Annotated in this window: 27 protein-coding genes; 11 read left to right on the top strand and 16 right to left on the bottom strand. The window is 62.6% G+C overall.

The annotated features are described in order from the left end of the window. The first annotated feature begins 215 nt into the window (after positions 1-215). A complete protein-coding gene (locus ACT6Q8_RS24480; protein ID WP_444735135.1) occupies positions 216-1,835 on the top strand; it encodes an alpha-L-fucosidase in 1,620 nt (539 codons plus the stop codon). Between the two features lie 29 nt (positions 1,836-1,864). Further along, positions 1,865-3,847 (top strand): glycoside hydrolase family 97 protein, encoded by a 1,983-nt coding sequence (locus tag ACT6Q8_RS24485; RefSeq protein ID WP_444735136.1) that lies wholly within the window; start codon positions 1,865-1,867, stop codon positions 3,845-3,847. On the opposite strand, the gene thiL is transcribed toward ACT6Q8_RS24485, so the two are convergent. The 7 genes from thiL to ACT6Q8_RS24520 all read right to left on the bottom strand — a co-directional run bounded on the left by thiL (position 3,838) and on the right by ACT6Q8_RS24520 (position 9,283). Continuing rightward, a complete protein-coding gene (thiL, locus tag ACT6Q8_RS24490; RefSeq protein WP_444735137.1) occupies positions 3,838-4,842 on the bottom strand; it encodes a thiamine-phosphate kinase in 1,005 nt (334 codons plus the stop codon). The two genes, ACT6Q8_RS24485 and thiL, sit on opposite strands and share 10 nt — an antisense overlap. Continuing rightward, positions 4,839-5,390: a transcription antitermination factor NusB gene (gene nusB, locus ACT6Q8_RS24495; RefSeq protein ID WP_444735138.1), complete on the bottom strand. Its 552-nt coding sequence runs from the start codon at positions 5,388-5,390 to the stop codon at positions 4,839-4,841. The genes thiL and nusB overlap by 4 nt, the downstream gene beginning before the upstream one ends. A gap of 16 nt (positions 5,391-5,406) precedes the next feature. Further along, positions 5,407-5,871, bottom strand: coding sequence for a 6,7-dimethyl-8-ribityllumazine synthase (locus tag ACT6Q8_RS24500; RefSeq protein ID WP_054168221.1), 465 nt, complete (start codon positions 5,869-5,871; stop codon positions 5,407-5,409). Between the two features lie 30 nt (positions 5,872-5,901). Then, positions 5,902-7,044 (bottom strand): 3,4-dihydroxy-2-butanone-4-phosphate synthase, encoded by a 1,143-nt coding sequence (gene ribB, locus ACT6Q8_RS24505; protein ID WP_054168182.1) that lies wholly within the window; start codon positions 7,042-7,044, stop codon positions 5,902-5,904. A 3-nt stretch (positions 7,045-7,047) separates the two neighbouring features. Continuing rightward, positions 7,048-7,638, bottom strand: a complete 591-nt coding sequence (locus ACT6Q8_RS24510; RefSeq protein WP_054168183.1) for a riboflavin synthase — start codon at positions 7,636-7,638, stop codon at positions 7,048-7,050. 183 nt (positions 7,639-7,821) lie between these two features. After that, positions 7,822-8,364, bottom strand: coding sequence for a PadR family transcriptional regulator (locus tag ACT6Q8_RS24515; RefSeq protein ID WP_054168184.1), 543 nt, complete (start codon positions 8,362-8,364; stop codon positions 7,822-7,824). An 88-nt stretch (positions 8,365-8,452) separates the two neighbouring features. Then, positions 8,453-9,283, bottom strand: coding sequence for a class I SAM-dependent methyltransferase (locus ACT6Q8_RS24520; protein WP_444735139.1), 831 nt, complete (start codon positions 9,281-9,283; stop codon positions 8,453-8,455). A gap of 281 nt (positions 9,284-9,564) precedes the next feature. On the opposite strand from ACT6Q8_RS24520, the gene ACT6Q8_RS24525 reads away from it, so the two are divergent. From ACT6Q8_RS24525 to ACT6Q8_RS24540, 4 genes are all read left to right on the top strand, one after another. Further along, positions 9,565-10,239, top strand: coding sequence for a response regulator (locus tag ACT6Q8_RS24525; protein WP_054168185.1), 675 nt, complete (start codon positions 9,565-9,567; stop codon positions 10,237-10,239). Next, positions 10,236-10,766 carry a hypothetical protein gene (locus tag ACT6Q8_RS24530; protein WP_054168186.1) on the top strand — a complete coding sequence of 177 codons (531 nt, stop codon included), beginning with the start codon at positions 10,236-10,238 and terminating at the stop codon, positions 10,764-10,766. The genes ACT6Q8_RS24525 and ACT6Q8_RS24530 overlap by 4 nt, the downstream gene beginning before the upstream one ends. Before the next feature lie 180 nt (positions 10,767-10,946). Continuing rightward, positions 10,947-11,420: a MarR family winged helix-turn-helix transcriptional regulator gene (locus tag ACT6Q8_RS24535; protein ID WP_054168223.1), complete on the top strand. Its 474-nt coding sequence runs from the start codon at positions 10,947-10,949 to the stop codon at positions 11,418-11,420. Positions 11,421-11,435: 15 nt separating this feature from the next. Further along, a complete protein-coding gene (locus tag ACT6Q8_RS24540; RefSeq protein WP_054168187.1) occupies positions 11,436-11,627 on the top strand; it encodes a DUF6898 family protein in 192 nt (63 codons plus the stop codon). 67 nt (positions 11,628-11,694) lie between these two features. Here the strand turns inward: ACT6Q8_RS24540 and ACT6Q8_RS24545 are convergent, their stop codons facing one another. After that, the gene (locus ACT6Q8_RS24545; RefSeq protein WP_054168188.1) at positions 11,695-12,135 is read right to left on the bottom strand and encodes a MucR family transcriptional regulator; all 441 of its coding nucleotides are present in this window, start codon (positions 12,133-12,135) and stop codon (positions 11,695-11,697) included. A gap of 546 nt (positions 12,136-12,681) precedes the next feature. Here ACT6Q8_RS24545 and rpiB point away from each other — a divergent pair. The 4 genes from rpiB (at position 12,682) to ribD (ending at position 16,141) form a co-directional block, all read left to right on the top strand. After that, positions 12,682-13,116 (top strand): ribose 5-phosphate isomerase B, encoded by a 435-nt coding sequence (gene rpiB / locus ACT6Q8_RS24550; RefSeq protein ID WP_444735140.1) that lies wholly within the window; start codon positions 12,682-12,684, stop codon positions 13,114-13,116. Between the two features lie 87 nt (positions 13,117-13,203). Further along, positions 13,204-14,484: a serine hydroxymethyltransferase gene (gene glyA, locus ACT6Q8_RS24555; protein ID WP_444735141.1), complete on the top strand. Its 1,281-nt coding sequence runs from the start codon at positions 13,204-13,206 to the stop codon at positions 14,482-14,484. A 77-nt stretch (positions 14,485-14,561) separates the two neighbouring features. Beyond that, on the top strand, positions 14,562-15,023 hold the full coding sequence (gene nrdR, locus ACT6Q8_RS24560; protein ID WP_054168191.1) for a transcriptional regulator NrdR: 462 nt from the start codon (positions 14,562-14,564) through the stop codon (positions 15,021-15,023). Positions 15,024-15,034: 11 nt separating this feature from the next. Next, positions 15,035-16,141, top strand: a complete 1,107-nt coding sequence (ribD, locus tag ACT6Q8_RS24565; protein ID WP_444735142.1) for a bifunctional diaminohydroxyphosphoribosylaminopyrimidine deaminase/5-amino-6-(5-phosphoribosylamino)uracil reductase RibD — start codon at positions 15,035-15,037, stop codon at positions 16,139-16,141. A gap of 12 nt (positions 16,142-16,153) precedes the next feature. On the opposite strand, the gene ACT6Q8_RS24570 is transcribed toward ribD, so the two are convergent. The 8 genes from ACT6Q8_RS24570 to ACT6Q8_RS24605 all read right to left on the bottom strand — a co-directional run bounded on the left by ACT6Q8_RS24570 (position 16,154) and on the right by ACT6Q8_RS24605 (position 23,486). Continuing rightward, positions 16,154-16,393: a hypothetical protein gene (locus ACT6Q8_RS24570; protein ID WP_444735143.1), complete on the bottom strand. Its 240-nt coding sequence runs from the start codon at positions 16,391-16,393 to the stop codon at positions 16,154-16,156. Continuing rightward, positions 16,393-16,797, bottom strand: coding sequence for a hypothetical protein (locus ACT6Q8_RS24575; RefSeq protein WP_054168194.1), 405 nt, complete (start codon positions 16,795-16,797; stop codon positions 16,393-16,395). Before ACT6Q8_RS24575 ends, ACT6Q8_RS24570 begins: the two co-directional genes overlap by 1 nt. Before the next feature lie 73 nt (positions 16,798-16,870). Continuing rightward, positions 16,871-17,785 carry a ribokinase gene (locus ACT6Q8_RS24580; RefSeq protein WP_054168195.1) on the bottom strand — a complete coding sequence of 305 codons (915 nt, stop codon included), beginning with the start codon at positions 17,783-17,785 and terminating at the stop codon, positions 16,871-16,873. A gap of 60 nt (positions 17,786-17,845) precedes the next feature. After that, positions 17,846-18,427 carry a hypothetical protein gene (locus ACT6Q8_RS24585; RefSeq protein ID WP_444735144.1) on the bottom strand — a complete coding sequence of 194 codons (582 nt, stop codon included), beginning with the start codon at positions 18,425-18,427 and terminating at the stop codon, positions 17,846-17,848. Positions 18,428-18,525: 98 nt separating this feature from the next. After that, positions 18,526-19,704, bottom strand: coding sequence for an acetyl-CoA C-acyltransferase family protein (locus ACT6Q8_RS24590; RefSeq protein WP_054168197.1), 1,179 nt, complete (start codon positions 19,702-19,704; stop codon positions 18,526-18,528). Positions 19,705-19,833: 129 nt separating this feature from the next. Further along, positions 19,834-20,616, bottom strand: coding sequence for an enoyl-CoA hydratase (locus ACT6Q8_RS24595; protein WP_444735145.1), 783 nt, complete (start codon positions 20,614-20,616; stop codon positions 19,834-19,836). Positions 20,617-20,750: 134 nt separating this feature from the next. Continuing rightward, on the bottom strand, positions 20,751-21,893 hold the full coding sequence (locus ACT6Q8_RS24600; RefSeq protein ID WP_054168224.1) for an isobutyryl-CoA dehydrogenase: 1,143 nt from the start codon (positions 21,891-21,893) through the stop codon (positions 20,751-20,753). Between the two features lie 93 nt (positions 21,894-21,986). Continuing rightward, positions 21,987-23,486, bottom strand: coding sequence for a CoA-acylating methylmalonate-semialdehyde dehydrogenase (locus tag ACT6Q8_RS24605; protein WP_444735146.1), 1,500 nt, complete (start codon positions 23,484-23,486; stop codon positions 21,987-21,989). 240 nt (positions 23,487-23,726) lie between these two features. On the opposite strand from ACT6Q8_RS24605, the gene ACT6Q8_RS24610 reads away from it, so the two are divergent. Further along, positions 23,727-26,120 (top strand): FkbM family methyltransferase, encoded by a 2,394-nt coding sequence (locus ACT6Q8_RS24610; protein WP_444735147.1) that lies wholly within the window; start codon positions 23,727-23,729, stop codon positions 26,118-26,120. Positions 26,121-26,195 lie beyond the last annotated feature (75 nt).

Here is a 26,195-nt window from a genome sequence, read left to right on the forward strand (position 1 = left end):
CAGCGGGCGACAGCACGGCCTTTTTGATGGCCGCCTTCCGTGCCCGGTTTCCCCCGAATTCACATCCGTCACTATTTCGGATGTTTGTTTTATTAATTCGATGATAGCGCTATCAACCGGCGTACGCAAGGGTGTATAGATGATTTATCGGATAAATAAGCTTGGTCACACCGCGATGGGGTGAAGCCAGCGAGACCGATGGGGGAAACGACGGAATGAAGCTGACGAGACGCCAGCTCCTGGGGACGATACCGGCTGCGGGACTGGCGGCCCTGCCAACCGAAGCCCAAGGGGAACCACTGTTCCAACCCAGCTGGGACAGTTTGGCCGCCGGATACCGCACGCCCGACTGGTTCCGCGATGCCAAGCTGGGCCTGTGGGCGCATTGGGGGCCGCAATGCGTGCCGGAGGCGGGCGACTGGTATGGCCGCTTCATGTATATGCAGGGCCACCGCATGTACGACCACCATCTGAAGACCTATGGTCACCCGTCAGACACGGGCTTCATGGAGATCATCGGGCGGTGGAAGGCGGAAAAATGGGACCCGCGCGACCTGATGGGCCGGTACCAGAAGGCGGGCGCCCGCTATGTCGTGGCCATGGCCCAGCACCACGACAATTTCGATACTTTCGACAGCCGCTGGCACCCCTGGAATTCCACGCGGGTGGGGCCGAAGCGTGACATTGTCGGCGTCTGGGAGAAACTGGCGCGACAGGCCGGCCTGCGTTTTGGCATTTCCAACCATGGCGCCCATGCGTGGCACTGGTTCCAGACGGCCTATGGCTATGATCCGGAGGGGGCGCGCGCCGGTATCCGCTATGACGCCCATCGCCTGACGCGCGCCGATGGCAAGGGGACATGGTGGGAAGGGCTAGACCCGCAGGAGCTTTATGGCGGGCCGATGATTGTGCCTCCGGGGGGCATCGCTTCCACCAAAGCCATGGATGACTGGCACGATGCCCATACCGGCCAATGGCTGGAAACCCCGCCGCCGGGCAATCCAGCTTTCGTGAAATCCTGGTATCTGCGCGCGCTGGATGTGATCGAGAAATACCGGCCCGATCTGGTCTATTTCGACAATTACGGCCTGCCCTTCGGTCAGGTCGGCCTGGATGTGACGGCCCGCTACTATAACCTGTCCCAGCAATGGCATGGCGGGCGGATGGAGGTGGTGGTCAATGGTAAGCGCCTGGTCGACGAACGGCAGCGCAAAGCCATTGTTGAGGATCATGAACGCAGCTTCGTCGATGAAATCCGACCCGATCCCTGGCAGACATGTACCTGCATCGGGCAATGGCATTATGACCGCGGGCTTTACGACCGCGGCGGCTATAAATCCGTCACCCAGGTGGTGCAAAGCCTGACGGACATCGTCTCGAAGAATGGCAACTTGCTGCTGTCGGTGCCCCTTCGCGGCGATGGCCGCCTGGACGATCTGGAAATCCGCTTCTTGGACGGGTTGGCCGCCTGGACTGCCACGAATGGAGAGGCGATTTTCGGCACAAGGCCCTGGCGCCGGTTTGGTGAGGGGCCGACGCGGTTCGCGAAGGACGAAGCCAAACAGGAGCCTTTCACCGCCGCCGACCTGCGCTTCACCACCAAGGCGGGGGCGCTTTTCGTCCTGGCCATGGCCTGGCCCGCCGATGGCCGCCTGATGGTGGCCAGCTTGGCCGGTGACAGTCAGGGTGTGGTGGAACGCGTGGAACTGCTGGGCCGTGAGGACACGCCCCTGCCCTTCCGGCGGACGGCAGCGGGGCTGGAGATCACCTTGCCCGACCGGCCCAACACGACACCCATGCTGGCCCTGCGCCTCACCGGGCGGGGACTGGTGTGAAGCCAAAACAAGAAGGCAATCGGGAGGATATGATGAAGCAAATGCGCACACTGGCACTGCCCCTGCTGCTGACCACGGCCCCGGTGGCGGCGGCCCCCATCGACCTGACCTCGCCCGATGGCACGGTGGCGGTCCGCATCGATCAGGACAGCGCGGAACGGCTCACCTATGCCGTGCGCTATGGCGATGTGGCGGTGCTTTCGCCCTCCATCCTGGGGCTGGATCTGGATGGGCAGCGCAAACCGCTGGTCGGCGGGCTGACGGTTACCGGGACCGCGACACGGACCAGCGACAGCACCTATCGCCTTGTGGCCGGCAAGGTCTCCACGGCGCGCGACCATTTCAACGAGGTGACAGTCAGTCTGGAGGAAAAGGACGCGCCGGGCCGGAAGCTGGATGTGATCATCCGTGCCTATGATGACGGGGTGGCCCTGCGCTACCGCCTGCCGCAGCAGGCGGGCCTGACGGAGATGGCCCTGCGGCAGGAACGCACCCGCTTCAGCTTTGCCGGCGACTTCAACTGCTGGGGCCTCAACCTGGGGCATTTCCGCACCTCACATGAGGGGGAGTTTGACCCCATTCCCGCTGGTCGTATCCGGCCCAGCCACCTGTATGACGCCCCGCTGGTCTGCCAGACAGCGGCCAATGGCCCGGCCTTCGCCATCGCGGAGGCGGACCTCAAGGACTATGCCGGCCTGTACCTGACCCGGCCCGGCGATGGCAGCCTGGGCGTGGAAAGCGTGCTGTCGCCCCGCCCGGACGAACCGAAGATCGCGGTGCGGCGGCCCATCCCGGCGGATGGTGCCTTCAGCCCCTGGCGCATCATCATGCTGGCGCGGCATCCCGGCGCGTTGAACGAATCGAACCTGATGACGACCCTGAACCCCGATCCTGCGTTCAAGGACACAAGCTGGATCAAGCCGGGCAAGGCGTCCTGGGACTGGTGGAATGGCTGGCGGGCACCGGGTGCGCAGAATGATATCCAGGCCAATGACGCCACCGTCACCGCCTTCATCGATCAGGCGGCGGCACAAGGCCTTGAATATATGCTGGTCGATGATGGCTGGTACCTGAATTCCGGCGGTGAGGGCAGCGTGCGGCCCGGCGCCGACCTGATGAAAGTCACCCCAGGCCTGAACCTGCCCGCCATGATCGAGCATGGCCGCAATAAGGGTGTCGGCCTGTGGCTATGGATGCATTGGGAATTGCTGGAACCCAGGATGGAGGCGGTGCTTGCCCACTATGCCAAGATGGGCGTCAAGGGCATCAAGGTCGATTTCATGGACCGGGACGACCAATGGATGGTGGATTTCTATCACCGCCTGCTGACCGTCGCGGCCAGGAACAAGCTGATGGTGGACCTGCACGGCGCCTATCACCCCACGGGCCTGATCCGGACATATCCGCATTACCTGACGCAGGAGGGGGTGCTGGGGGCGGAATATAACAAATGGTCCAGCCGCATCACGCCCACCCATAATGTCATGCTGGCCTATACGCGCCTGCTGCTGGGTCCCATGGATTACACGCCCGGCGGCTTCCGCCATGCCACGCCGTCGACGTTTGATCCGCGCTTCAAGCTGCCGATGGTGCAGACGACGCGGGCACATGGGTTGGCGTTGTATGTGGTCTATGACAGCCCGTTTGCCTGCGTGTCCGACAGCCCCGACGCCTATCAGGGCCAGGAAGGGCTGGACTTCATCCGCACGGTCCCGACCGTGTGGGACGAGGTGCGGTTTGTGGCGGGCGAGGTGGGGCAGTACATCGCCCTTGCCCGGCGCAAGGGCGATGTCTGGTACGTGGGCATCATCAATAACGAGACCGGGCGGACGGTTGATCTGCCGCTGAGCTTCCTGGGGACAGGCAGCTATCAGGCGGAGATCATCCACGATGGGCCCGCCGCCGCCGCTATCGCCCGCAGCACCCGCACATTAAAGGCCGGCGATGCGCTATCCCTGACCCTGGCGGGAGCCGGCGGCGCGGTAATGGTGTTCAAGCCGTCTCAGAAATGACGCCAGCCGCCGGGGCCGAGATCCGTTTCGGCCCCGTCCAGGCCCAGGATGTCCAGGCCGGGTTCGCCGTCGATCACCTTGCCGATGCGGGTGACGGCGATGCCGGCATTCTGGCCGGCGGCGGCGATATCCTCGGCCTTGTCGGCGGGGGCCGTGAAGGCCACCTCATAGTCATCCCCGCCCGTCAGGATGGTGCGGCGCAGGGTGGGTGCCCCCACCAGCAGGCGCAGGGCCGGACCCGACAGAGGCACCGACTGCACATCCAGGACCAAACGCACCTTGCTGGTCATCGCCATGTGCCGAAGGTCGGCAACCAGCCCGTCGGAAATATCCAGGGCCGCCGTACCGAATACGCGCAGCGAGGCGACAAGGTCCAGGCGCGGGGCCGGGCGGCGCAGGCGGGACAGGAGATAGGCGCGGTCGGCCTCTGGCACCGGCTGCGTCAGTGCACCCTGCGCCAGCCTCAACCCCAGCGCGGCATCACCGATGGAGCCCGTGACGAACAGGGCGTCGCCCAGTTTCGCGCCTTTACGCCGGATCATGCGGTTGCGCGGCACCAGCCCCAGTGCCGTGATGGTCAGGGACAAGGGACCGGAGGTGGAGACGGTATCGCCACCCAGCAGATTGACCTTGAAGGCGCGCTGCGCGTCGCCCAGACCCTTGGCGAAGGCCTCCACCCAGTCATCACCAATGCTTTTCGGCAGGCTGGTGACCAGGGAATAGGCCAGGGGTTCGGCCCCTTTGGCGGCCAGATCCGACATGTTGACGGCCAGGATTTTCCAGGCCAGGTCGGCGGGATTGTCGTTGGGCAGGAAATGCACACCGCTGACCATGGCGTCGGTGGTCACCACCAACTGCTGATCATGCGGCACGTCCAGGACGGCGGCATCGTCGGTCAGGTCGAAGGCGCCGGGAACGCCCACGGCCAGGGGCCGGAAGAAACGTTCGATCCGGCCAAATTCGCCCAAGCTGACGGCACCGCCCTGATTGGTCACGACGCGTCGCCCTTGCCCGCCGGCTTGGCGTTCATTTCGGCGGCGCGCAGCGTGCGGGCCAGCTTGTCCAGAACGCCATTGACCATGCCCGGCTCGCGACCCGCGAAGAAGGCATGGGCCACGTCGATATAGTCATTGATGATGATGTGCGGGGCGACGGCCGTATTGGCCAGCAGTTCCCAGGACCCGGCCCGCAGTATGGCGCGCAGCAGCAGTTCCATCCGCTCCAGCGACCATTGCCGATCCAATAACCCGCCCAGATGCTGATCCACCTCGGCCAGACGGCCCTGCACACCGCGCACGATATCGGCGAACAAGGTGGGGTCGGCGGTCACAAACTCCTCACCATCCTGTTCCTGGCCGATGCGGTGACGCGCGAATTCATGGATCACCGTGTCGCTGGACGCCCCGGCCAGATCAATCTGGTACAGGCCCTGGACAGCAGCCAGACGGGCAGCCGAGCGGCGAGCCTTGGCGGACCCGGTGGGCTTGATCTTGGGGGTCGGTTCAGTGGCGGCCGGCGGGGTGATCTTCTTGCGCGGGGGCATATCTAAACCTGGAAACTCAGCGTGAATAGAGACGGAACTGCTTCTTCAGCTCGATCATCTGAAGGCAGGCATTGGCGGCGAAACCGCCCTTGTTCTTCTGATTGACGGCAGCGCGGGCCCAGGCCTGCTCATAATTCTCGGTTGTGAGAATGCCGTTGCCGATGGCCAGCGTATGGTTCAGCGACAGCTGAGCCAGACCATGGGCGCTTTCCTGGCAGACATAGTCGTAATGGGTGGTCTCACCCCGGATCACACAGCCCAGCGCCACATAACCGTCGAAACGGCGGCGACCGGAATAGAAATCCATGGAGCGGACAGAAAACTGGATGGCGGCAGGGATTTCCAGGGCACCGGGCACCTGGAAAATCTCATAGGTAGCGCCCACCGCATCCAGGGCCGCAACGGCACCCTTGACCAGTTCGTCCGCGAGGTCGTCGTAAAAACGGGCCTCAACGATCATGATATGGGGCGCATCAGCCATGGGGGCCATCCAGTCCGTCATGTTGAAAGATCAGAAGGGGGTGGGTATGGCCCTTTGACCGACAATGGTCAAGCCATAGCCTTCGAGGCCCACCACCGTCTTTTTGGTATTGCTCAGCAGCACCATCTTCTTCACGCCCAGGTCGTTCAGGATCTGGGCCCCGATGCCGTAATCGCGCAGCTCGCCATTCAGTTCGGCATTGCCATCATCGATGGCGCGCAGCCGGTCGGCCAGCGAGAAGGGTTGGGCATCGCGCATCAGGACGATGACGCCGCGCCCTTCGTCGCCCACGGCCTTCATGGCGGCTTCCAGGCTGCCCACCGGGCCATGGCGGTTGTCGGCCAACAGGTCCTTGACGATGTTCAGCGCATGCATGCGCACCGGAACCGGCACATCATCATGGATGTCGCCCTTGACCAGCGCCACATGCTCCGCCCCCGAGATGCGGTTGCGATAGACGATCATCTCGAAACGACCGCCGAAATGGCTGTCCAGAACGGTGCGGTAGGAGCGTTCGACGATGGTTTCTGTGCGGCGACGATAGGCGATCAGGTCGGCGATGGTACCGATCTTCAGCCCATGCAGCTGCCCGAACTTCACCAGATCCGGCATGCGGGCCATGGTGCCGTCATCATTCATGATCTCACAGATCACGCCGGCGGCGGGCAGGCCGGCCAGCCGCGACAGGTCCACCGAGGCCTCGGTATGGCCAGCGCGGACCAGGGTGCCGCCATCACGGGCCAGCAGCGGGAAGACGTGGCCGGGGGTCACTATATCGCGGCTGTCGACATTGGGATCGATGGCGACCTGGATGGTGCGGGCGCGGTCGGCAGCGCTGATGCCTGTCGTCACGCCCGTCCGCGCCTCAATCGACACAGTAAATGCCGTCTGATGACGGGTGCCATTCTGCTGCGCCATCAGGGGCAGGCGCAGACGTTCATTCATGGGGCTGTCGATGGCCAGGCAAATCAGGCCGCGCCCGAAGCGCGCCATGAAATTGATAGCCTCCGGCGTGGCGGCAGAGGCGGGGATCACCAGATCGCCCTCATTCTCCCGGTCCTCATCATCGACCAGGATGAACATGCGGCCCTGGCGGGCCTCTTCAATCAGTTCCTCGGTGCTGGACAGCACGGGACGGTCGTCCTCGGTCAGACGGGTTTCGATGGCCGACATTGATTAAACGTCCTTCCCCACCAGCCGCGCGACATAACGCGCCAGCATATCCACTTCCAGATTGATCTTCGCCCCCGGTCCGATCAGGCCGAAGGTCGTCTGCTCCGCCGTATGCGGGATGATATTGACGCCGAAGACATCGTCATCGACCTCATTCACGGTCAGCGACACGCCGTTCAATGCGACAGACCCCTTGGCCGCGATGAAGCGCTTCAGGCTCTGCGGTACACGGAAGCGCCAGCGGTGGCTGTCGCCATCTTGAGTGACGGACACCACCTCACCCACACCATCGACATGGCCATAGACCAGGTGCCCGCCCAGTTCATCCCCCAGCTTCAGGGAGCGTTCCAGGTTGAGCGGAGTGCCGACTCCCCAGTCGCCGACGGTCGTCTTGGCGATGGTTTCGGCGGACACATCCACCTTATAGGCGTCGGCCAGCTTCTCCACGACGGTCAGGCAGACCCCGTTGGAAGCAATGGACGCGCCCATGGCAACGCCGTTCAGGTCGAACCGCGTTTGGATGGTCAGTCTCAGGTCGCCACGGCGCTCGATCTCCACGACGCGGCCGACATCGGTGATGATTCCGGTAAACATGGGCCATAACCTAGGGCTTGGCGCGCATTTGTGCGAGGGGGCGATAGATGCGCGGAGCGCATGGCGGGATGGGGTTAATGGGATGCTGACGCAGGTTGATGGCCTGCATCCCCACGGCATGTGCCCGCCACCGTCGCCCCGTTCCGCATCTGCGGCGGAAGGGGGCATAACTAAAGAATGTGCTCAGGCGACCTGGCTTTCCATCAACGCGGCCGCCACCAGCTCATGGCGGTGTTCCTCCAGGTATCCGGCAACAGCGCGATAGATCGCCAGACCCATTCCCTCCACGAATCGTTCGCCGGGCGTGCGATGGGCGGTGCTGCCCTCCACTTCCAGGGTCGCGATCATCTGACGGTAATCGCTGATCCGGTCACCAATGATCCGGTCCAGATGACGCGGCGGCAGCAGGTGACCGAAGCTCAGGATGAACATCAGGTCGGACCGCAGCTTGTCCGCCGAAGGCGTCTTGATCAGTGCCTGGTAAAGCGCATGCCGCCCTGCGGGCGTGATGCGGTACAGTTTCTTGTCGGGCCGGCCATCACCATTATGCGGCAGCATCACGATCTGGCCCTCATCCAGCAGCCGCTTCAGAGCCGGATAAATGGACCCGAAGCCCGCATCACTGAAATGGCTCAGCGGACCTTCTTCGAATTCCTTACGAATTTCATAGCCGGAAGCATCGCCACGGCTCAACACACCGAGGCACAAGGTCTTTACATCAATCATCACACACCTGTCTGACAGTGCCGGCACGATAGAGCCTGCCTGACCATAGTCAAGTGATGCATCGAATTGATATATAACATTCCGTTAATCATGTTTGCAGCCGGATCAGGTTAACCGCCATATCAACGTGGAACCGCCCCTGCTCATCCGTCGCTGTGGCGAAATCAGCGGCGATATGGGCATGCAGGGCGGCGCGCTGATCGGGTGGCATCGGGGCGACAAGGGGGCTGAACGCCATCTCCAATGTCGGCAGCCAGAAGGGATGGTCTGCCCTGGCAGGGGTGTTTAGTATCAATGTCTCCGCCCGGACATGGCGGAAACCGGCGTTTTCAGCCTGTCGCAGCAGGTTTCCCGGGTCAGCGAAGCGGAAAAGTGGGGAAAGCAAGGCATCCACCCTCTCCCCATATTCGCGGGAGAGCAGGCGCCCCAGACGGTCGAACAGGCTGTTCCCTGTCCGTGGCCCCCAGAGCGCCAGGGCGGCAACCCCGCCTGGGCGCAGGACCCGGCGCATCTCCGCCAGGGCGGCTTCATGGTCAGGCACGAACATCAGACCGAACCGGCACAGAACCCGGTCGAATCCAGCATCGGCAAAGGGCAGGATGGTCATGTCGGCGGCCACAGAATGGGGCGGATGCGGATGCCCCCTGGCCCGCCGCCCGAGTCCCGACAGCATGGCGGGAACCAGATCGCAGGCCACGACAAGACCATCGGCACCGATCCGGTGGGCCTGGGTCAGGGATGGTTCACCCACTCCGGCGGCGATATCCAGTACCCGTGAGCCCGGCGGGGCACCGGCAAGGTCGAGAAGCGGCTGATTAATCCGATCGGCGGGGTTGGCCATGCCATCGGCCCAATGATCCCAAGCATTGGCGCTTTCCGTCCAGCGCTGACTTTCAACTATCGCGACAGTCCCGTTCATGCTGGCCTTCCGCAAACGTATTCATTGCTTGTTTAATGTTTTGTTTACGCCAATCAATTTTACTGGAAACTGACCTTCCCACGCAGGGTAGCATGGTTACCAACGCATGGATGATCATGTTAACCCTATATAAATATCAACCAATTTAAATGCCGAGACTCTGGCAAAGGCTGAACTTATGCTTTGGGTGATACTCTCTGTGCTTGCATTCGCCGTCGGGATGACGATAGCTGTAACGGCACGCCCCGCACGGGGCGGTCTTGCGCGGAACGTCTGACCCGATGTCAAAACCACCCTCCAGCGGCAAATATTATCGGTTCGACGGTCTGTCCGTGCTGATCGCGGACGACAACCGCTTTGTGCGTTCCATCATGGTCACGATCTTCAAGGCGCTGGGAATCGGCAAGGTTCTGCAGGCCGATAACGGGGAGGAGGCAATGGCCATCCTCGACGTTTCCGCCCAGATGGACAGCACCGCGGGCCGCGATGTGGACATTATTTTCGCCGACCACCTGATGGAACCGATGGATGGGATCGGTTTGCTGAAATGGGTGCGCGAACATGAAAGCGACAAGATCCGTTTCCTGCCCGTTGTGATGATGAGCGGTGAGGCCGATGAGGCGGCGGTGCGTCTGGCCCGCGACAGCGGCGTGACGGAATATCTGGCCAAGCCCATGTCGGTCATCAATGTGGCCAGCCGTCTTCTCGCCATCATCGACAAGCCGCGATCCTTCGTGCGGGCGCCGAATTATTTCGGACCTGACCGCCGGCGCCAGACGTTGCCCCATGATGGTGCCGATCGCCGCCTGATGAGCCCCGAAGATGTGCGGGTTGTTGACGAAGGCGCTCACATGGTTATCGACAGCCAGGGTGGTTCTGTGGAGAATCCCGCTGAGAATGTTGATGGGGGGGCTGAGGTTCCGGCGGAAGCCGAGGCCCAGCGGGCAAGCGCATGAATGACAATCTGAAGCCCGACGCACGTGTGCCGGCAGTCGAGATCATTAAGCGGCCGAACAAGCTGCGCGAGAAGGTGGGCGGCTCCGCCGATGGAAAGCCGGGCATGATCGACCCGGCCGCCCTTGCACGCGCCAGCACACACGTCGCCCGCATGTCCGATGCCCATATCGCCCAGACACGCGTCGATCTTACGGAATTGCAGGACGCCTATCGCCGCGCCATGACCGACGTCGATAACCGCCCCACCCATCTGAAGCGGGTGATCAAGGTCAGCGACGGTATCATGACGTTGGGCAAGACCTTCGGATATGATCTTCTTTCTGATTTCGCCAACTCACTGAACCATTTCCTGGTGCCCATCCCCAACCCAAGCGTGGCGCAGCTGGCCGTTGTCGGCCTGCATATCGACGCCATGCATGTTCTGGTGCGTGACGATATCAAGGGTGATGGCGGCCAGATCGGACAGGCCCTTGCCGTGTCCTTGAACATGGCCCGCGCCAAGCTGGGCGCGAAGCGCGGCGCGTGACATACACGCCGCCCGATGGGTTTTCTGGCACATTGTTACGGAATTCGGTTATTTTACGCGCCGCCTCCCCGAACGGAGTATGGTTTTTGACTAGTCACAGGCCCGGTTCGTGATAAAAGGCGGTCGTTATTGCCGGTGAAGTTTCACGCACGCGGGCGCATGGGACCAATGGAGATGGCATTGCGGCAACCCTATTATGACAGCATCCTGCTTATCGAGCGGCTGCATCGCCATTTCCTGGAAGTGCTGAAGATCGAGCTGGACCGTCTTGGCATGCAGGACATCAACAATGTCCAAAGTCTGATCCTGTATAATATCGGCGATGATGAGCTGACCGTCGGTGAATTGACGGCACGGGGCTATTATCTTGGCTCCAACGTTTCTTACAACGTCAAGAAGATGCATGAGAACGGCTACCTGACGCAGGAACGTTCCACGCATGACCGTCGCTCCGTCCGTGTCCGCCTGTCCGACAAGGGTCTGAAACTGCGCGACCGGATTTCGGAACTGTTCTCTCGTCAGGTTGATGCGCTGGACAAGTCCGGGCTGTCGGCGGAGGAACTGACGCGCGCAAACGAGACGATGCGCACGCTGGAGCGGTTCTGGACCTCCTCCCTGTCCTACGGCGCTTATGCGTCGTCGGGGCCGCTCTGACCGCGGGCCGCCGCCATGCCACGGCCGCCCCTGAATGAAAAGGATGTGCTGATCGAATTCCACCCGGTCGGCAATATCGTACGGGTCAGCGCCATCGACCCGGCCACCAATACCGAGGTTATCATTCAGGGGCCGGCCAGTGCCGGTAAGACCGTTCTGGCTCGCAACGCCCTGGCCAAATTGAATTACGTGCTGCGCAAGGGCTAGTCCTGAGACCAAAAAGGCCGCGCGGGCAGTATCCCGCGCGGCCTTCTCTTATGGAAACCCTGGCAGGTCAGGCCCGGCGGCGGGAAGCGCTGCGCGTATCACCCCGACCCAGACCGATCTTCTTCGCGAATTCAGACCGCTGTGCCGCATAATTGGGCGCAACCATGGGGTAATCAGGCGGCAGGCCCCACTTGGCACGGTATTCTTCCGGGGTCATGTCGTAGGTGGAACGCAGATGCCGCTTCAGCATCTTCAGTTTCTTCCCATCCTCCAGACAGACGATATATTCCGGCGTCACCGACTTCTTGATCGGCACGGCAGGACGCATTGGTTCCTGCGGTACTTCAGCAGGAACGCCCTGCAGCCCCGTCAAGGTTACATAGACGGCGTTGATGACCTCCGGCAATTGCTGCGTCGGCAGCGTATTCTGGCCGACATAGGCGGATACGATCTCCGCCGTCATACGCAGCAGATCCCCCGTCAACACCTCATTCCCTTGCTGTTCCATTGCACCCAACATTCCTGAACGGTTAATCAACTATGAACGGACGCTTCGCATGGGTGCGTCCGCATGTCAACACGGAACCGTTGAAAACGAGAAAGTTTTTTACTTGGATTGCTTTTATCATATCAGTCTATGGTTGACGAAACATCACAAGTCACTGATTTCGCTTTTTGTGACAACGCCTTGGCCAATGGATATTAGTCTAAATAGACGAACCCGGCGAACAATGGATTTTTCAGCAATTGTCAATATTTATCAAATTACCTTCATTTCCGGTGATGGCGTTGGATAACCACAGGGTAAGATGCCTCCATAGGATTTGCCGTCAATCTGTTTCAATTATTTCTATTGTACCATTACTTTCAAGCCTGCAACGGTTGCTCCAGGCGCGCGCCGGGGGCAAGGCCGGGCTGCTTTCATGGGCCAGGGCGGGAACTGGTGTGGCAGCGACACTTCTGCTAGGGTCCTGCGCGTCGGCGACCCCCTAATGATGGGGTCGCTTCTCTGTTTCCAGGGGTGCCGGGCCTCCTTGCCCGGAGAGGGTGGATTATGGGTATCCAGACCATCGCGATTGCCGGCGATCATGCCAGCCCGGAACTGAAGGCCATCCTGGCCGAACAACTGCGCGCAGCCGGTCACACGGTCCTCGACCTTGGCACCAACGGGCCGGAGTCAGCGGATTATCCCAGCTTTGCGGATGCTGTCGCTGCGGCCCTGACCGATGGGCGGGCCAATGCTGGCGTGCTGATCTGCGGCACCGGTATCGGCATTTCGATTGCCGCCAACCGCCACCGCCACGTGCGCGCCGCCCTGTGCCACACGCCGACGGAGGCCCGACTGACCCGCCTGCATAATGATGCCAACGTGCTGTGCCTGGGCGCGCGCACCATCGGCGTGGAGGTGGCGAAGGATTGTGTTGCCACCTTCTTCACTACGGAATTCGAAGGCGGTCGTCATGCCCGCCGTGTCGCAATGTTGGGCTGAAAGTGCGGTCGCCTCGGATGCTTGCATTTGAGGCGTGAATCGCACGATCAACGAGACGCCCGACCGGTACCAGAGGACCAGACGAACATGAGCATCCAGGGTTTCTTCACCGACAAGCTGTCCGATGCCGATCCCGAACTGTACGCATCCCTGCGTCAGGAACTGGGCCGGCAGCAGGATCAGATCGAACTGATCGCCTCGGAAAACATCGTCTCCACCGCCGTGCTGGAGGCCCAGGGTTCGGTTCTGACCAACAAGTACGCCGAGGGTTATTCGGGCAAGCGCTATTATGGCGGCTGCGAATATGTCGACATCGCCGAAACGCTGGCCATTGAGCGCGCGAAGAAGCTGTTCGGCTGTGAATATGCGAACGTTCAGCCGCATTCCGGCGCGCAGGCCAATCAGGCCGTGTTCATGGCGCTTTTGCAGCCCGGCGACACCTTCATGGGCATGGATCTGGCCGCCGGCGGTCACCTGACCCATGGCGCGCCTGCCAACCAGTCGGGCAAGTGGTTCAAGGTCGTGTCCTATGGCGTGACCCGTGATACCAATCTGATCGATTATGATGATGTCGAGACGAAGGCGCGGGAGCATAAGCCCAAGCTGATCATCGCCGGTGGTTCCGCCTATCCGCGCCAGATCGACTTTGCCCGCTTCCGCAAGATCGCGGACGAGATTGGCGCCTATCTGATGGTGGACATGGCCCATTATGCGGGTCTGGTCGCCGCCGGCGTCTACCCCTCGCCGCTGCCGCACGCCCATGTCGTGACCACCACCACGCACAAGACCCTGCGCGGTCCGCGTGGCGGCATGATCCTGTCCAACGATCTGGACCTGGGCAAGAAGTTCAATTCCGCCGTGTTCCCTGGCCTGCAGGGCGGCCCGCTGATGCATGTCATCGCCGGCAAGGCAGTGGCCTTCGGTGAGGCGCTGCGTCCGGAATTCAAGACCTATGCCGCCAATGTCGTCGCCAATGCCAAGGTGTTGGCCGAGCGTCTGATCGCCGGCGGCCTGGACATCGTGTCCGGCGGCACCGACAGCCATATCGTGCTGGTCGACCTGCGTCCGAAGAAGCTGACGGGCAAGGCCGCCGAGCATGCGCTGGAAAATGCCGGTATGACCTGCAACAAGAACGGCGTGCCGTTCGACCCCGAAAAGCCATTCGTGACCTCCGGCGTGCGTCTGGGCACCCCGGCGGCCACCACGCGCGGCTTCGGCACCGCCGAATTCGCCCAGGTCGGCGACATGATCGTGGAGGTGCTGGACGCCCTGGCGGTCAGCAATGGTGACAATGCAGCGGCAGAGGGCCGGGTGCGCGCGCGAGTACAGGAACTGTGCCGCCGCTTCCCCATCTACCCGACGCTGTGATTGACAAACCCCGGTTTCGGCCTCATGCCGGAACCGGGGTTTTTGTTTGGCAACCATAATAATTCTGGAGGGGTTTCATGCGCTGCCCGTTCTGCGGGAATGACGATACCCAGGTGAAGGACAGCCGTCCCACCGATGATGGGTCCGCCATCCGCCGTCGCCGTTTCTGCCCGGCCTGCGGCGCCCGCTTCACCACCTTCGAACGGGTGCAGCTGCGTGAGCTTTATGTGGTGAAGGCATCCGGTCAGAAGGAACCGTTTGACCGGGAGAAGCTGTTGCGCTCTATGCGCATTTCCCTGCGCAAGCGGCCTGTGGATGCCGACCGGATCGACCGCGTCGTGAACTCCATCGTGCGGCAGCTGGAGAGCAGCGGGGAAACCGAAATCCCCTCCACCCAGATCGGTGAGATGGTGATGAACCAACTGGCCGGCATCGACAAGGTCGCCTATATCCGCTACGCGTCCGTCTATCGCGATTTCCGCGAGGCGGCGGATTTCAACGATTTCGTTGAAAAGCTGCGGCCCGAAGACAACGATTGAGCGGGGATGGCGTGACTGACGCGGCCCCGTCTTTCAGCACGGATGATACGGCGCATATGCGCGCCGCCCTGGCCCTGGCCCGACGCAATCTTGGCCGTGTCTGGCCCAATCCGTCGGTCGGCTGCATCGTGGTGAAGGATGGACAGGTTGTGGGCAGGGGCGTCACTGCCCCCTGCGGTCGCCCGCATGGGGAACCGCAGGCCCTTGCCCAGGCCGGTGATGCAGCACGCGGCGCCACCGTCTATGTCAGCCTTGAACCCTGCAACCACCATGGCAAGACCCCGCCCTGTTCAGAGGCGCTGATCGAGGCCGGCATCGCCCGTATCGTGGTGGCGTGCGAGGACCCGGACCCCCGAGTCTCGGGCGGCGGTATCCGTCGGCTAAGGCAGGCCGGCATTCAGGTCGATGTCGGGCTTTGTGCGGAAGAGGCACAGGCGGTCAATGCCGGATTCATCAGCCGCATCCTGAAGGGCCGCCCCGGCGTCACTCTGAAACTGGCCACCAGCCTGGACGCCCGTGTCGCCACCTCGACCGGACACAGCCAATGGATCACCGGCCCCGACAGCCGGGCGCGCGGCCACCTGCTGCGCGCCAATCATGATGCCATCCTGGTCGGAATCGGCACGGCGCTTGCCGATGATCCCGAACTGACTTGCCGGCTTCCGGGGTTGGAGGGGTGCAGCCCCGTGCGCGTGGTGCTAGACAGTCATCTGCGCCTGCCGCCTACCGCAAAGCTGGCCCAGGGTGCTGCCAGCGTGGCGCCTACCTGGGTGGTGACGCTGGCGGACGCAGACGGGCCCCGAGCTGCGGACCTGGAGGCGCTTGGGGTCCGCATCCTGCGGGTTGATCGCGATGAAACTGGCCACCTGCCCATTGCCGCCGCTCTGACCGCCCTGGCCGGTCAGGGTATCACACGGCTGCTGGTGGAGGGGGGGCCTGCTGTGGCTACCTCATTCCTGAAGGCAGGACTGGTGGACGGGGTTGAATGGTTCCGCGCCCCGATGCTGATCGGCGGCGATGGACTACCTGCGTTGGGCACCCTGGATGCCGAAATGCTGGAACAGGCGGTACGGCTTTTCCCGGCCGGTGACGAAACGCGCCGTTATTTCACCGGCTGATTCGGGTTCAGGTCAGCGCATCACCGCGCAGGTGCGGTCGCGGCACTGGATCAGGACGAAACTGTCCTTCGGTGCCGCACAACTGACCTTATAGATCGTCTCCGCGATGCGGCCCGTGACCTGCTTCATGACTTCCAGCTTGGTCGGCTTGCAATTGGCGGACTGTGCCGCCTCCCGCGCCTCGGCTTGCTGTGCGCGGGCCGGCAGGGCGGATAGCAGGCACAGTATCAATAAAGCCGCCGGACGCCGCATCACGGCTTCTTGCGCTGGGTGAAGGCGGCGGCCAGGGCCTTCAGATTGTCGGCCTGTTCCTGTCCATCGTCGGGTGCGGGTGCTGCCCCACCACCGCCCGTGCCCATGCGGGCGATGATGGCATCCATCATCTGGGGCGACAGTTTCTTCGGCCCGGTGGATGGACGCGCTGCACGCACCACGCCCTGGCCGGGGGCCGGGGCTGCCGTGGTGATGGAACCGCCACGGGCCACCCGGTCCACGGCGCTGCCAGCAATGGCCTTCAGGAACGGCTTGCACAGACCGCGCAGCAATTGTTCGTCATCCAGCGCCCAGGCGATCAGCACACGCTGCGCCTGGCTGCGGCTGCCCTGTGCGGCCTTCAATGCCTCACGGATCTTGAGCGTGACATAGGTGTCGCTCATGGCCCGGCCCTCCCGGATGGATCAAGGTTCCTAGATTAGCCAAGCAAGGCCCGGTTTCCCAAGTGATTTCGCGTCACAGGGCGGCCCGTACCTCTTCAACGACAGGCATGGCGGTACCGGTGCCGATGCGCGTGCAGGCGATGGAAGCCGCGACATTGGCATAGCGCATGGCGGTTGCCAGATCATCCCCCGCCGCCAGCCGGGCCGACAGGCTGCCCACAAAGCAATCACCCGCCCCCGTCGTGTCCACGGCCACCACCTTGCGCCCCGGTACCAGGGTTTCGCTGTCCGTGGTGACGGCCAGGGCCCCGCGCACGCCCAGCGTGGCGATGATCACCTGATCCGGGCGGCGCAGCAGGCGGCGGGCCGTGGCGGCGATATCGGCCACCGCGGCGTCGCCCGACAGTTCCACGCCCGCGAAATGGCCCAGCTCCGTCTCATTCACGACCAGGATGTCGGTATCGGTCCACAGGCTGTCGGGCGCGTCATCCAAGGCAGGTGCGGCGTTCAGCAGGGTGCGCGCACCGGCGGCACGGCCCCTGGCGAACAGGGCGGCGATGGTGGTGCGCGGCACCTCAAACTGGCTGACCAGGATGTCGCCGGGCGAGACGGTCAGGCCATCGGCATCGGCGGGCACGATCTGCTTGTTGGCGGCGGGAATGACCACGATACGGTTTTCCGCCGTCGCATCCACCAGGATCAGGGCCGATCCCGTCGCCTCATCCGCCGACCGCCCCACATGGGTAGCGTCGATGCCCTTTTCAGCGAAGAAGGACAGGATACGGTCACCGAACATGTCCTGCCCGACCTTGCCCACAAAGGACACGGGCACACCCTGTTGTCGGGCGGCGACGGCCTGGTTCAGGCCCTTGCCGCCCGGCATCAACTGCACCGTCTGGCCATTCACCGTCTCCCCCGCCTTGGGCGCGCGTTCCATGGTGGACAGGATGTCGTAATTGATGGAACCGATAACGGTGACCTGGGCCATGGGGCTTTCCTTCTGGGGTGAACGATCCTTCCTAGCGCGTCCGGGGACGCCTTGGAAGCCTCACTCATGCCCCCACGGCGCCGGCGGAGCGGCGACGGGTTTGGTCAGGTCGAAGACCATGCGCACGACGCGACCGGGCCGGGCCAGTTCATAAGTGAAGGTCCCCTGCCCCTGTTCCAGGGTCCAGACATTCTGCTGCGCACCGGGCGGCAGCTTGTTGTCGGTGAACAGGGTCCGGGAGAAGGCATCTGCGGGAAAGGATTGGCGCCCGGCAGTGCCGGGGGCGATGGTGTCGCCGCCATATTGGGTCAGCTTGTCCTCCGTACCATCAGCATGGCGGTGATCATGCTTCAGGCGCAGGCCGGTAGCCGTGCGGGTGACGATCCAGGTGCGCGACCGGTCTTCGCCCACATGCAGGGGGATGCGGACCTCGCCAGACTTGCTGCAATCGCGGACATGCATGACAAGGCGCTGGCCCGCGAACGGATCATTGGCGGCCCCGCTTTCGTTCGTGGTGATGATCCCCTCAAAGGCCTTGCCGCAATGTGGCCGCAGGCTGGCCAGGAAATCATCCGCCGGGGCTGCTGCGACGGGCAGGGACAGCAGCAGGGACAGGGATGCCAGAATATTACGGATGCGCATGGACCCAACCTTTGTCTTGATTATTACTGGACCGAAATGAAATGGCCCACCCCGCCATTCAGCGAGGTGGGCCAACAATAACCGACAGGCAGGTGCAGTTACAGCCGTTCGATGACCATGGCGATGCCCTGGCCGCCGCCGATGCACATGGTGATCAGGCCATAACGACCGCCGATCCGTTCCAGCTCATACAGCGCCTTCACGGTGATGATGGCGCCAGTGGCACCCACCGGATGGCCCAGCGAAACACCGGAGCCGTTGGGGTTCACCTTGTCCGCCGGGAAGCCCAGCACCTTGGACACGGCACAGGCCTGCGCCGCGAAAGCCTCGTTGCTTTCGATCACGTCCATATCGGCGACGGTCAGCCCGGCGCGTTCCAGCGCGATGGGCACAGCATGGACGGGGCCCAGGCCCATCACCTCTGGTTCCACACCGGCATGGCCCCAGCTGATTATGCGTGCCAACGGCTTGGTCCCGCGCTTGGCGGCCTCAGTCGCGGACATCAGGACCACAGCGGCGGCACCGTCATTGACGCCGGATGCATTGCCGGCGGTGACAGAACCGTCCTTCTTGAAGACGGGCTTCAGCTTGGCGAAGTCGGCCTCGGTAGCGTCGGCGCGGAAATGCTCATCCGTGTCGAACAGCTTGGTACCACCCTTGACCTTCACCTCCACCGGCAGGATCTGCGACTTGAACCGGCCCTCGGCGGTGGCACGGGCGGCGCGGCGATGGCTTTCCAGGGCCAGCGCATCCTGGGCGGCGCGGTCAATCTCATGGCGGGCGGCCACATTTTCCGCCGTGATGCCCATATGGATCTTGTGGAACGGATCGGTCAGGACGGTGACCATGGCGTCGACCACGGCAGCATCGCCCATGCGCTGGCCCCAGCGGACCGACGGCATGACATGGGGGGAGCGGCTCATGCTCTCCGCCCCGCCGGCCACGGCCACGTCACATTCGCCCAGCTTGATCATCTGGGCCGCGGAGATGATGGCCTGTACGCCTGACCCGCACAGGCGGTTCAGGGTCAGGGCCGGGGCCTGCACCGGCACGCCAGCATTTACGGCGGCGACGCGGGCCAGATAGGCATCGTGCGGGCCGCTGGGGATCACCTGGCCCATCACGACATGCTGCACATCGGCGGCGTCGATACCGGCGCGGCTCACGGCCTCCTTGATCACCAGCGTGCCCAGCTCGGCGGGCGCATGATCCTTCAGGCTGCCGCCGAAACCGCCAATGGCGGTGCGGGTACCGGCAACGATGACGACGTCGTTCAAGCTGCTCACGGGTGATCCTCCCAGATCTATTATATTGCGGCGCAACAGATAAGCCTGATGTAGTGGCCTTGCAACCGCTACAAAAGCAAGGGGCGGGGAAGCTCTGGCCTCCCCGCCCCCGATAAGCCCTTACTTGCCCGTGAAGTTGGGCGGGCGCTTTTCGGCGAAGGCGGCCATGCCTTCCTTCTGATCGGCCAGGGCGAAGGTGCTGTGGAAGACGCGGCGTTCGAACAGCAGGCCCTCGGTCAGGGTGGCTTCGAAGCTGCGGTTCACGGCTTCCTTCGCCATCATGGCGGCGGGACGCGACATGGTGGCGATCTTTTCCGCCGTCTTCATCACCTCGTCCATCAGGTCGGCCACGGGAACCACGCGGGCCACCAGACCCGACCGTTCCGCCTCCGCCGCGTCCATCATGCGGCCCGTCAGGCACATTTCCATGGCCTTGGCCTTGCCGATGGCGCGGGTCAGGCGCTGGGTCCCGCCGGCACCGGGGATGGTGCCGATGGTAATCTCCGGCTGGCCGAACTTGGCATTGTCGGCAGCGATGATGAAATCGGCCATCATGGCCAGCTCACAACCGCCACCCAGGGCATAGCCGGCGACGGCCGCGATGGTCGGCTTGCGGCAGGTGGCCAAACGGCCCCACTTCTTGGTGATGAAATCGTTCAGATAGGCGTCCATGTAGGAGAAATTCATCATCTCCTTGATGTCCGCCCCCGCCGCGAAGGCCTTTTCAGAGCCGGTGACGACGATGACATTGATCGCGGCATCATCCTCAAAGGCGTTCAGGGCCTTTTCCATGTCGGTCACCAGACCGTCCGACAGGGCGTTCAGCGCCTTGGGCCGGTTCAGCCGGATGATGCCGACGGCGCCCTTGGTTTCCACCAGGATATTTTCGTAGGTCTCGGTCATTTACTCGCCTCTTATATTCGTTCCCTCAGACGCCGGGCGCCGCCATCCGGCGGCTTGGCTCACGGCGCATGTGCGCCGGGCCAGCAGTCGCTGACCTCCAATCTACCAAAGGGCAAGCCTCTGGTAGATTGGCATTATGCCCCACCCAGCAGGCGGCGGGCGATGATCACGCGCATGATCTCGTTGGTGCCTTCCAGGATCTGGTGGACGCGCAGGTCGCGCAGGATGCGTTCCACCGGATATTCGCGGATGTAACCATACCCGCCATGGAGCTGCAGCGCATCATTGGCGACCGTGAAACCGGCATCGGTGGCAAAGCGCTTGGCCATGGCGCAGTAGAGCGTGGCGTCAGGGTGGCCGGCATCCAACGCCGCCGCCCCGCGATGGACCATCAGGCGGGCGGCCTCCAGCTCGGTTGCCATGTCGGCGAACTTGAACTGCAAGGCCTGGAACTCGCTCAGCTTTTTGCCGAACTGCTGCCGCACCTCCATATGCTCCCTGGCCGCATTCAGACAGGCGCGGGCGCCGCCCAGGGAGCAGGAGGCGATGTTGAGGCGGCCACCATCCAGGCCCTTCATGGCGATCTTGAAGCCGTCACCTTCAGCGCCCAGACGGTTGGCGACCGGCACGCGGCAATCCTCAAAAATCACCTGCGCCGTGGGCTGGCTGTTCCAGCCCATCTTCTTTTCCTGCTTGCCGAAGGACAGGCCGGGTGTGCCCTTTTCCACCACCAGACAGGAAATGCCCTTCGGCCCTGGCCCGCCAGTGCGCACCATCACGACATAGATGTCCGAGGCCCCGCCGCCGGAGATGAAGGCCTTGGACCCGTTCAGGACATAATGGTCGCCATCACGCTCGGCCCTGGTCCGCAGGCTCGCAGCATCAGAGCCAGCCCCCGGTTCGGTCAGGCAGTAGCTGGCGAACTTCGCCATGGAGAACAGGTCGGGCAACCATCTGGATTTCTGATCGTCGTTGCCGAACGTGTCGATCATCCAGGCGGCCATATTGTGGATGGAGATGTAGGCGGCCGTGGAGGGGCAGGCCGCCGACAATTCCTCAAACAGGATCGATGCGTCCAGCCGGCCCAGGCCCGTGCCACCAGACGCTTCCGAACAATAGATGCCGGCAAAGCCCAGCTCTGCCGCCTTGCGCAGCGTGTCGACGGGGAAGATATGGTGTTCGTCCCATTCGCCCGCGAACGGAGCCATATGTTCGGCCGCAAAGCCGCGGGCCAGATCCTGGATGGCGCGTTGATCCTCGGAAAGATCGAAATCCATCGGGCGATCCTGTTCTTGATGGTCGAAGATAGGCCAATGGCAGCGGCCCCGGACAATCATGCCGGGGCCGCCCGATCACCGCAAATGCGGCAATCAGCCCATGATCGGAATGACGAAGGACGCGCCAGAGCGGATGCCCGACGGCCAGCGCGACGTCACCGTCTTGGTCTTGGTGTAGAAGCGGACGCTGTCCGGGCCATGCTGGTTCAGGTCACCGAAGCCCGAGCGCTTCCAGCCGCCGAACGTGTAATAGGCCAGCGGCACGGGCAGCGGCACATTGATGCCGACCATGCCGACATCCACACGGGCTGTGAAGTCGCGGGCAGTGTCGCCGTCGCGCGTGAAGATGGCGACGCCATTGCCATATTCATGGTCGGTGGGCAGAGACAGCGCCGTCTCGTAATCCGGTGCGCGGACGATGGACAGGACGGGCCCGAAGATTTCTTCCTTGTAGATCCGCATGTTGGTGGTCACGCGGTCGAACAGGACGCCGCCGACATAATAGCCGCCTTCATAGCCCTGCAGGTTCACGTCACGGCCATCGACCACCAGTTCGGCCCCTTCCCGCACGCCGATATCGACATAGGACTTCACCTTCTCCATATGCTGGCGGGTGATGACCGGGCCGAAATCGGCCTTCTCATCGGTGGAGGGACCGACGCGCAGGGTGCGAACGCGCGGGGCCAGCCGTTCGACCAGGGCGTCCGCCGTCTTCTCACCCACCGGCACCGCCACCGAAATCGCCATGCAGCGTTCCCCAGCAGAACCATAGCCGGCGCCGATCAAGGCATCGGCCACCATGTCCAGGTCGGCATCGGGCATGATCAGTGCATGGTTCTTGGCGCCGCCAAAAGCCTGCACGCGCTTACCATTGGCCGTGCCACGAGTATAGATATACTCACCGATGGGGGTGGAGCCGACGAAACCGATGGCCTTGATGTCGGGATGGTCGAGGATGGCATCGACCACTTCCTTGTCGCCATTGACGACATTCAGGATGCCCTTGGGCAGACCCGCCTCATACATCAGTTCGGCCAGCATTAGCGGCACCGACGGATCGCGTTCCGACGGCTTCAGGATGAAGGCGTTGCCGCAGGCGATGGCCGGGGCGAATTTCCACATCGGGATCATGGCGGGGAAGTTGAACGGCGTGATGCCGGCCACGACACCCAAGGGCTGGCGCATCGAATACATGTCGATGCCGGGGCCGGCACCTTCTGTATATTCACCCTTAAGCAGGTGCGGGATGCCGATGGCGAACTCCACCACTTCCAGACCACGCTGAATATCGCCGCGCGCATCGGGCAGGGTCTTGCCATGTTCCAGGGCCAGCTTCAGCGCAATCTTCTCAAAATCGCGGGCCAACAGTTCCAGGAACTTCATCAGGACGCGGGCGCGCTTTTGCGGGTTGGTCGCGGCCCAGGCTGGCTGGGCGGCCTTGGCATTGGCAACGGCCTCGGCCAGTTCCACCGTGCTGGCCAACGGCACCTCGGCAGAGATCTCACCCGTCATGGGGGTGAAGATGGGGGCGAAACGGCCAGACTTGCCCTCAACACGGGCGCCGCCGATGAAATGGTACAGCTTCTCGACCAAGTGATCCTCCCTGGGTTATTGGCAAGGAGGGTGGCACGGGACCGTGCGCACGACAAGGCGCGGTTTGGCGCAAGCGAGTGTGCGTGAATGCCCATAGCGTCCCTTATCCCCGCCGTCTGTCCAGTTCCGCTTTGTGGCGACAGATCCCCTTTTGGCAGGCTATATCTGCGGGACGGCACGCGACCTGTCCGCAGGGGCAAAGGCGTGCATCGACCGATATTCAGGGGCAAGGAGTCTGTCGTGGCGGTTGCGTCCCAGGGTACCCATGATCTGCTTGCCGATGCCATTGCCAGCCTGACCTTGTGGAAGTCATCACCCTTCTTCGTACAGATCAGCGGTTGCACACCGGTTCCGAACGACCCGCTCCATTCCCACATTGCCAGGCGCGGATTATCCGGCCTGATTATCGAGCCGGTTTTTGCGCGCTATCAACAGCTTGTTCAGCAGAGCCAGGAGATGCCGCTCGTCAAGGCGGTTCATGCCAGCATCTCCGGCATCGACGGTCAGCGCCCGCTTTGGTTTTTCAATGCAGAGGCCTTTTCCAGGGGTATCCTGCCGCCCCATCTGGCAACCGTCATCACCTTCGCTCAGGAATCTCTGCTCGCAGATATCTCTGTTCTGGGGCGCGCAACAGCAGAGGAGACGGCCCGCGACCTCTTGGCCTCGCTGCTTGACCAGACAATGGTGCGTGCTGTCCGGCTTGATACGCTGTTCCGTGAACAGGGCGTGCGGCAAGTCGACATTCTGCGGTTCGACAGCGATGGCTATGGTTTGGATATTCTGAACGCCTTCGATTTCAAGCGGGCGCGACCGGCAGTAATCCATTACCGCCATGAGGGATTGAGCTTGGCGGACCGCCGAACCGCCGCTGAACTGTTGATGGCGCAGGGCTATCGCGTCGCTATCCAGGGCGAGGATACAATCGCCCTGCGCGACGGGCAGGCCATTGTCAGTGCGCAGACCCCGAGCCTGTTGGTCATGGCCACGCGATTGCTGGCCGAGGGGCGTACGGCGGATGCGCTCAATATGGCCGACCACCTTGTGATGTTGAACCCGGAGCAGGCTGAACCTCTTGCCCTGCGGGCCCGCTGTCATCAGAGCCTGGGCAATCTTGTTGAGGCACTGGAGGATTTCATCCGGGTGCGGGACCTCACAGGTTCACTCACCGACCACCTTCCCTTCGTCTCTGCCGTACTGGATCAGGTGTTGCCGCGTGTCGCCACCCTGTTCAGCGAGTGTGGATTTGAGGAACTGGCCCGTTATGTCGTGCCGGTGACAACCCTGCTACCCGACCATGCTCCCTTCCTGGAGGTGGCGACCCGGACCATGGTCCTGCTGAACCGTGAGACGGAAGCAACCCGATGCGCACAATTGCTGCTGCCCCTGCGACCCGATAACGAGTTGTGTCTACATCTGCTGACCACCAAATCCCGAAATGAACGGGATTGGCCGACCTTCCGGCGCCTTGTCACGGCATTGGCGCGCAAGGCAAACTCCATCGTCGAACCGCAGGTCCGGCAGTTGCTGATTCTTGAGTTGCTTAATCTGCTGATCTGTCCCGGTCGCCCCGAACCGGAGGATCAACGCCTTGTCGATGAAATGACAGGCATCACCTCGCAATTGGCCGCCAGCCATGTGCCGGATGGTAATGCCGAGAAAGATGCCTGGGTCGCCCATTTCGACGCAGTGTCACGCGGCATACGATTGGCGGAGGAGTTGGGTCCCGTACCGACCGGAACCGCGGTGGCGCCGGCTAGGTTGATGACGGCACGCGGACTGCCGATCACACCCGCCGGTTTACAGGCCAAAGCCAAGGAACTTTCCGCCCAAACCGTGCTGCTGGTCGCCGCCGATGAGCGGTACTTCCGGCGCTATGCGCGGCTGTTCGTGTTGTCGGCCCTTCGCAACCTTGATGTGCCCGCGCTGATCATTGTGCATGTGATTGGCGGGGCGGCGCGAATGCGGGAATTAGTAGACGTTATCGGCATCGACGATGACCGGCTGATCCTGACAGGTGATGATTTCGATCCGTCGCAGGTCACGACAACGTGTATCGCCGATCCGCAGACGCCGATTCCCAACCTGCCGGTCGCACATTTCCAAAGTGTGCGCTTTGAACAGGCTGACTATCTTCTGCACGCGCTCAATCTGCCTGTCTTTGTTGCCGATATCGACTGTCTGCTGCTGCGCGGCGTGGGGGACCTGCTGCACCGCATGCAGGGCACGGACGTCGTTTTCAACTGTAATGACTTTGCACGAATGGTCTGCAGCCTGTTGACGGCGAACCTGCTGTTGATCGCGCCGACGGAAACGGGCCGCGCCTTTTCAGGCTTTCTGCGCCAATATCTGTCCCTTGCTCTGTCCAGGCCGACCGTATCGCGCTGGATTGATCAGATCGGCCTGTTGTTGGTGCGCAACCATGTCCAGACCGTTGTGCCAACCGCCAGCATCGACTATTTCGCCACGGAAAGTGACATCAACAACATTGTATACCGCCAACTGATCAGTCCGGATCGATATAGGTTCTTTGCCCTATATCAAAAGTTTTACCTGCCGTCGCTGGCCCCGCTGATTCGTAGCTGGGAACAGGACCTGTCGCTGTCACCCAGCACCTTACCATGGGGGTGGGAGTAGGCCGGCTTTCAGCGGCAACTTATTGATATTAAATAATAATACAAATTTAATTCTACGCGGCCCTCCAGCCTGTTA

The sequence above is a fragment of the Niveispirillum sp. genome, from assembly GCF_052437035.1.
Lineage (GTDB): Bacteria > Pseudomonadota > Alphaproteobacteria > Azospirillales > Azospirillaceae > Niveispirillum.